This window comes from Oscillochloris sp. ZM17-4, assembly GCF_019599295.1.
GTDB lineage: Bacteria > Chloroflexota > Chloroflexia > Chloroflexales > Chloroflexaceae > Oscillochloris.
The window spans coordinates 1-4,065 of record NZ_JAIEWN010000119.1 but is presented as its reverse complement, the minus strand read 5'-3'; the positions used below and the strand labels follow the sequence as shown (position 1 = coordinate 4,065).

The 4,065-nt window shown below is 69.6% G+C and carries 3 protein-coding genes; 1 reads left to right on the top strand and 2 read right to left on the bottom strand.

Features of this window, described 5'->3' with window-relative positions:
* The coding region (locus K2Z83_RS27960; protein WP_220598458.1) for a kelch-like protein at nt 1-1,039 on the top strand (1,039 nt) is incomplete at its 5' end.
* 11 nt (nt 1,040-1,050) lie between these two features.
* Here K2Z83_RS27960 and K2Z83_RS27955 read toward each other — a convergent pair.
* Together K2Z83_RS27955 and K2Z83_RS27950 are read right to left on the bottom strand one after the other, a co-directional pair.
* On the bottom strand, nt 1,051-2,031 hold the full coding sequence (locus K2Z83_RS27955) for an ABC transporter permease (RefSeq protein WP_220598457.1): 981 nt from the start codon (nt 2,029-2,031) through the stop codon (nt 1,051-1,053).
* Nucleotides 2,028-4,065: hypothetical protein (locus tag K2Z83_RS27950; protein ID WP_220598456.1), on the bottom strand; the 2,038-nt coding region annotated here is incomplete at its 5' end. The genes K2Z83_RS27955 and K2Z83_RS27950, both read right to left, overlap by 4 nt.

Genomic DNA, 4,065 nt, shown 5'->3' with positions numbered 1-4,065 from the left:
GCACCGCCGCTCGCGTCGCCCCCTGAGCGTGCTGATCGGGGCAGGTGTGGGCATTGTTGCGCTGGCGGCCCTTGTGATCCTCGGGCTGCGCGCCGCCGCCGGGCCGACCGCGCCGCCCACCGCCGCGCCAACGACGGCGGCATCGGCCGCGGCACCCGTATCCCCCGACCAGCGCTGGTTTATACGCGCCCCAATGATCAAGCCGCGCGATAGCTTCGCGCTCGCCGCCTACGACCCGGAGCGTAAGCTCTATGTGATCGGCGGGCGTCGCGGCGGCAGCGTGAGCGCCGCGGTCGACCGCTACGACCCGGCCAGCGACCGCTGGGTCTCGCTCGCCGATAAGCCCACCGCAGTCAGCGATGCCGGCGCGATCATGCTGCAGGGCGACATCTATGTGCCTGGGGGCGAGGATGCGAGCGGCCGGGTGCGTGACTCGCTGGAGATCTACAACCCGCGCGATCAGCAGTGGGAGCAGGGCTCCCCGATGCCCGCCCCGCGCAGCCGCTACGCGCTCGTGGCCTGGGAGGGGCGTCTCTACGTGATCGGCGGCTGGGACGGTGAGCGGGCGCGGAGCGAGGTCTTCATCTACAACCCCGAGCTGAAGGCGTGGTCTGAGGGGCCGTCGCTGAGCACGCCCCGCCAGGGCGCGGGCTCGATCGCCGCCGCCGGGCGCATCTTTGTGATCGGCGGCAGCAACGAGGGCGGCGCGCTCCGCGAGAGCTTGCGGCTTGACCCGACCGGGGAGGGGGCGGCCTGGGAGCGGATCGCCCCGCTGCCAGACCAGGGCGTGTCGCAGCCCGGGGTGGTCGCCCCTGTCGAGACCATCCTGGTCTTCGACCCCGGCCGGCGTCGGGGCTTTCAGTACGACCAGGCCTCTGATACCTGGGCCGACTTCGCCATCCCAGATGGTGTGACGATCTCGTCGAAGGCGGTGCTGCTTGGCCCGAGCATCTACCTCATCGATGCGGGGGCCGCGCCCTCCCTCGGCGCCATGAGCGAGTACCAGGCCGTCTACACCATCTTCATCCCCAGCCGGTAGCTAGGCCCATCCTAGCTCGGGAAGATCCCCGGAGTCCACCAGCCGCGCAGCAGGTAGGTGGCCAGCCCGTAGGCGAGCAGCGCCGCGAGCATCATGCCATCGTCGCGGGTGAGCCTGAGGCGCGGGCGGACCGCCACAAGCGTTGCCCAGAAGAGCAGGATGCTCAGCGCCCCATAGAGCAGCACCGTGACACGGTAGGTGGGCGCGATATCGCTGGCGGTGGTGCTGATCAACCCTTGCGAGAGCAGGCCGAGCAGCATCAGCGGGCGAAAGCCCCCGGTGAGCGTCGTTGTCGGCGGGCGCACCGGGGCGAGGGCGGTGGCCATCGCCGAGAGCGGGTTGATCGCCCCCAGGGCCTGCGGGGCGGCGGTGAGCCCGTTGATAAGCGACCAGACGTTCGCCGCAAAGAGCGTGCCCATCACCACGCTGATCAGCACCGCGTAGCAGAGCAGCGTGGCATTGGCCGTCTGCCGCGTGATCGCCGAGCAGCACAGGCCGAAGGTGCCGCCGAGGAAGGCGGTGGCCAGGGTGATCAGCAGCACGCGCGCCAGGTCGGACAGCATCACCCCCCCAAAGAGCAGCACCAGGGAGAAGACCGGCGTGGCGGCCAGCAGCAGCAAGAGCAGGAAGGCCATGGCGGCGATCAGCTTACCGCCAATCAGCTGGATCGCCGAGATCGGCGTGGACATGAGCAGCTCGAAGGTGCCGCGCTCGTGCTCGCGGCTGATCGCGTGAACCGTCGTGGCCGGCGCCAGGAAGACCATCAGCGACTGCACCAGCAGGCTCACCCCGATGAAGAGCAGCTGTCCGATCTGGGCGCTGATCAGCGGCGTGCCGTAGTCGAGCTGGCTGATAATCATGCCGTACAGCAGGCGCACCGCGATCAGGATGAGCCCGACATAGATCGTGATCATCAGGGCGGCCCGGCTGCCGCGCAGCTGTGTGGCCAGCTCCTTGAATAGCATCGGGCCAAAGAGCGCGCGGCGGATCATGGCATTGTCCCCTGGAGGGTAGAGTTGATCAGGAGGCAGTTTGCCCGCTCAATGCTGCCGCGCAGGCGGAGCTGTAGCTGCCCCTGGGACAGGTACCGCTGCGGGCTGGCAACCTGGAGGTCGCCCGGGCCATCGAAGTTCTGCTCGACCCACGCGCCTTGGCTCCAGTCGTAGAGCTCGGTGATGACACCGGAGCTCGGCCATTCTTTTGTGCTGTTGAGGCTCAGGGTGAGCGTGTCGGCGCGCAGCGGCGACAGGTCGGCCGGCAGGTGCATGGCGATGGTCGCCGGGGCGGGGCTGGCCGAGACCCCGACCCCCTCGCTGCTGAAGCAGGTGGTGCGCAGGCTCTCTTCGGCGCTCACCCTCAGCCACCCATCCGGCAGGCGAATCGGGCCGCTGGCGCTGATGGTCGGCTGGAGCACAAGCAGCGACATGCTCTGGTATGCCGCGCCATCGGCCGCGACGACCACATCCAGCGGCGATCGCTCCATCATGGCGAGGATGATCGGGCCGATGTTGGACTGGGCGTCGCTCTGCACCATCGCCGCGTCGATGAGCGCCTGGCGAATCTGGATGCGCCGATCCGGCGCCTGCCCAGGCCGCTGGCTCGCATTGATGATGTCGCTGAGGATGATGCTGCTGACCGCCGTGCTATATTCGGTCTGCTCCAGCTTTGGCGGCCAGCGTGCGACACCCACGTCGCCCGGCCGGAGATCGCCAAGGCGCACCACCTGCTGATCGTAGACGGCGACAACATCGACCAGCCGCTGATCGGTTGCGTTCTGCACCTTTACCTGGGCGCCCTCGGCGTCGATGGTGACCTCGCCGCTCACCTCGGCGAGCGGCACGATCTGATCGACGAGCAGCCCCTCTAGCCTCCAGGCTCCCAGCCTGATGGGGAGGCTCGCGCTTTCTTGGAGGATCGGCCCGCTCACGCCCGAGATTGAACCATAGAGCCCGCTGGTCGAGCGCACGGGCCGCACCAAGGCGCCCTCGGGCACGCTGGCGATCAGCGTCTGCGCCTGCGGGGCGAGCATGCCGACAACCATCCGTGCCCGCGCCTGACCTGCGCCCACCTGCTCCACGAGGCTCACCTGGCTGATGACCCGGTCGTCGGCGCGCAGGTTGATCGCCAGCGCCAGCAGCAGCGATCCGCTGCCGACGGCGATCACGGGCACCATCAGCCACGACCACGCCTGGCGGTCGATCCGGCGTAGGAGCAGGGCGAGCAGCGGCCCGATCACGAAGGTGTACCCGATCAGCACGATAAAGAACCAGTCGATCGGCGGCTGGCTCACGGTGGGCAGGGCGGTGAGCGCACCGGCCAGCATACGCTCCTGCGGGTCGTCGACGTTCGTCTGCTGGGCCAGGGATGTGCCGACCACGAGCGCAGGCTTGAGCAGCGCATCCCAGAAGGCTGGCGCCGCCGGCCAGCTGCGCAGGCCGGGCAGGCCGGGCTCAAAGGCGAGCTGGGTGACCTTGCCCTTCCCAAAGGGCCGCGCCACCCAGGCTGGCGCGGCCTCCGGGCCTGTCGAGATGCCGCCCGCCGCCGGGGTGAGCTGCACCCCAGGGAGATCGCCGGGCCCCGCCGCATCGGCCAGGCCGGCCAGGGGCGCGTCGCTGATCTGCACGCCCGCGCCAACCGTGGCCGGCTGGATCTCGGCTGGCACCCACGTGGCGGCGCCGGCCCCGCCGCCCACGATAAGGTGGCCCCCCGCGTGGACCCATGCCAGCAGCGCGCTTATCTGATCTGGGCGCAGGCTCTCGGGCGGGATCTCGCCGATCAGCAGTATGCCGAGGCTGCCGAGCCCGGCCGCCTGATCGGGGATGTCCTCCGGGGCGATCGGTATGGCGGTGAAGGGCATGCGTGTGAGATCCTGGCGCCTTGGCAGACTCAGGCCGAGGTCCTCACTGGCGACGACGCCCAGCATGCGCTCGTCGGTGCGCGGCTGGAGCGCAACCGTCTGCTCCACCAGCGTGGCGTCGCCGTCGCTGATCGTCAGCGTCAGCTCGCGCGACACCTGCTCCATCGGC

What these genes read in the sequence shown, in the direction of transcription:
- K2Z83_RS27955 (WP_220598457.1), bottom strand. Translation starts at nt 2,031, where the DNA reads ATGATCCGCCGCGCGCTCTTTGGCCCGATGCTATTCAAGGAGCTGGCC.